Origin of the sequence: Xinfangfangia pollutisoli (assembly GCF_020179405.1) — a bacterium.
GTDB lineage: Bacteria > Pseudomonadota > Alphaproteobacteria > Rhodobacterales > Rhodobacteraceae > Pseudogemmobacter > Pseudogemmobacter pollutisoli.
Window position 1 is genome coordinate 1 of record NZ_JAICBZ010000164.1, and the last position, 2840, is coordinate 2840.

The 2840-nt window shown below is 68.1% G+C and carries 4 protein-coding genes; 3 read left to right on the forward strand and 1 reads right to left on the reverse strand.

Annotated elements, in window-relative coordinates:
• From rsmI to gshB, 3 genes are all read left to right on the forward strand, one after another.
• Positions 1-464: 16S rRNA (cytidine(1402)-2'-O)-methyltransferase (gene rsmI, locus K1Y73_RS21730; protein WP_263626735.1), on the forward strand; the 464-nt coding region annotated here is incomplete at its 5' end.
• A 13-nt stretch (positions 465-477) separates the two neighbouring features.
• Positions 478-888 carry a YraN family protein gene (locus K1Y73_RS21735; protein WP_225030495.1) on the forward strand — a complete coding sequence of 137 codons (411 nt, stop codon included), beginning with the start codon at positions 478-480 and terminating at the stop codon, positions 886-888.
• Positions 889-968: 80 nt separating this feature from the next.
• Complete coding sequence (gshB, locus tag K1Y73_RS21740) at positions 969-1913, forward strand: glutathione synthase (protein ID WP_225030497.1); 945 nt, start codon at positions 969-971, stop codon at positions 1911-1913.
• 7 nt (positions 1914-1920) lie between these two features.
• On the opposite strand, the gene K1Y73_RS21745 is transcribed toward gshB, so the two are convergent.
• Positions 1921-2840: YifB family Mg chelatase-like AAA ATPase (locus K1Y73_RS21745; protein WP_225030498.1), on the reverse strand; the 920-nt coding region annotated here is incomplete at its 5' end.

A 2840-nucleotide genomic window follows, 5' to 3' on the forward strand; every position in this document is an offset into this window, starting at 1 on the left:
TGGCGGGGCTGCCAAGCGACCGGTTCCTCTTTGCGGGGTTCCTGCCCGCCGCGGCCGGCGAAAGGGCCCGGACGCTGGCCGAACTGGCGGCGGTGCCGGCGACGCTGGTCCTCTACGAATCGCCCCGCCGCGTGCGCCGCAGCCTGCAGGAGCTGATCCAGGCCTGCGGCGGCGACCGCCGCGCCGCGCTGTGCCGCGAATTGACCAAACGGCATGAACAGGTGCTGCGTGGCAGCCTGGACGAGATCGCCGCGGCCCTGGGCGACGCCGACCCGAAGGGCGAGATCGTGCTGGTGATCGACCGGGCGCCGGCAAGGGTGGCCGATGAAGACAGCCTGCGCGCGGCGCTGGGCGAGGCGCTGAAAACCATGTCCGTTAAGGACGCAGCAACTTTCGTGGCGCAAAGTGAAGGTGCCCCGCGACGCATGGTCTATCAGATCGCGCTGGATCTGGGGCGCGACTGACGAAAGGCGCGCCATGCCGCTGGATCTGTGTCTCGACCCCCCTCAGCGCCGGCGCCGCGACCGCGGCCAGCTTGCCTATCTGTCGGGTCTTGCCGCGGAAGACGGGGTCGAAAGGCTTTACCTTTCAAAGGGCTATCGGCTTGCGGCCCGGCGCTGGCGCGGCTGCAGCGGGGAAATCGACCTGATCTTTCAGGGCGCCGACGGGGTGATCTTCGTCGAGGTGAAGCGCGCGGCCAGCCATGATCTGGCGCTGACCCGGCTGGGTCCGGCGCAGATTCGCCGCATCGTCGGTGCGTCGGAAGAATATCTGGGCAATGTGCTGAACCAGCCCTTTGCCGAACGCCAATATCACCTGGCTCTGGTGGATGGCGCGGGCCGGGTGGCGATCCGCAGTGATGTCTTCGAATGTGACACCGTCTATTAGCTGTGGGCTGCGGTGGCGGCCCGTTTGCATCGGGCGGCACAATCGGCCAAGAAAGGCACGACCGAGAAACGGAGCGTGTCATGGCCTTGAAGGTTGCCCTGCAGATGGACCCGATCGGGTCCGTGAACATCAATGCCGATTCTACCTTTCGCATCGCTCTGGAAGCCCAGGCCCGGGGACATGCGCTGTTCTTCTACACGCCGGACAAGCTGGCCTTCGTCGAGGGCCGGGTCATTGCCCGCGGTTTCCCGATCGAGCTTCGCCGCGAGATCGGCAATCATGTGACCTACGGCCCCGAGACCGAGGTGGATCTGGCCGATTTCGACGTGGTCTGGCTGCGCCAGGACCCGCCCTTCGACATGGCCTATATCACCTCGACCCATCTTCTGGACATGATCCATCCCAGGACGCTGGTGGTGAACGACCCGTTCTGGGTGCGCAACTATCCCGAGAAGCTGCTGGTCCTGCGCTTCCCGCAGCTGACGCCGCCCACCGCCATCGCCCGCGACCTGCAGACGATCCGCGACTTCAAGGCGCGGCATGGCGACATCATCCTGAAGCCGCTTTACGGCAATGGCGGGGCGGGCGTGTTCCGGCTGGATGCCAATGACCGCAACCTGTCGTCGCTGTACGAGCTGTTCACCGGCTTCTCGCGCGAGCCGCTGATCGTGCAGAAATTCCTGCCCGCGGTGGCCAAGGGCGACAAGCGGGTGATCCTGGTCGATGGCGAGGCCGTGGGGGCGATCAACCGCGTGCCGCAGGCGGGCGAGACGCGGTCGAACATGCATGTGGGCGGCCGGCCCGAGCAGATCGGTCTGACCGAGCGCGATCTGGAGATCTGCCGGACCATCGGCCCGCTTCTCCGCGAAAAGGGCCAGATCTTCGTCGGCATCGATGTGATCGGCGACTGGCTGACCGAGATCAACGTGACCTCGCCCACCGGCATTCAAGAGCTGGAACGATTCGACGGCACCAATGCCGCGGCGAAGATCTGGGAAGCGATCGAAGCGCGGCGGGCGGGTTGAGCCTGGCTCAGCCGGATTTGATCAGCCCGGGGCTGAGCCGGTAGCCGATGGCTTCGGCCAGATGCGGGCGCAGCACCCGCTCTGACCCGGCCAGGTCGGCGATGGTGCGCGCCACCCGCAGCACCCGATGATAGCCGCGCGCCGACAGGCCCATCCGCTCGGCAACCCGCGCCAGCAGCGCCTGGCCGTCGGCATCGGGCCTGGCCCAAAGGTCCAGCGCGTCGCCGGTCAGATCGGCATTGGCCCGCGCGGCCGTGCCCGGGCCGAAGCGGTCGGCCTGAAGCGCGCGGGCCTGCGCCACCCGCGCCGCGACCCTGGCCGATGTGTCGCCCGAGGCCGGCAGTTCCAGATCGGTGAAGGCCACCGGCGGCACTTCCACCCGCAGATCGAAGCGGTCGAGCAAGGGCCCCGAGATCCGGCCCAGATAATCCTCGCCGCAGACCGGCGCCCGGCTGCAGGCGCGGGATGGATCGCTGAGATGACCGCAGCGGCAGGGATTGGCGGCCGCGACCAGCAGGAACCGGCAGGGATAGCGCACATGCGCATTGGCGCGCGCGACCATGACTTCGGCATTCTCGATCGGCTGGCGCAGGGTTTCCAGCACCGCGCGGGGAAATTCCGGCAATTCGTCCAGAAACAGCACGCCGTTATGCGCAAGGCTGATCTCGCCCGGCTTCGCCCCCTTGCCGCCGCCGACGATCGCCGCCATCGAGGCGGTGTGATGCGGCTCGCGGAAGGGGGGCTGGCGCGAGATGCCGCCCTCGGTCAGCATCCCCGCCAGCGACTGGATCATCGAGGTTTCCAGCGCCTCGGCCGCGGTCAGGGGCGGCAGCAGGCCGGGCAGCCGCGCGGCCAGCATCGACTTGCCCGAGCCGGGCGTGCCGACCAGCAGCAGATGGTGCCGCCCCGCCGCGGCAATCTCCAGCG

Excerpts from the sequence above, each read along its gene's own strand:
- K1Y73_RS21735 (WP_225030495.1), top strand. The coding sequence starts at position 478 with ATGCCGCTGGATCTGTGTCTCGACCCCCCTCAGCGCCGGCGCCGCGAC.
- gshB (WP_225030497.1), top strand. The coding sequence starts at position 969 with ATGGCCTTGAAGGTTGCCCTGCAGATGGACCCGATCGGGTCCGTGAAC.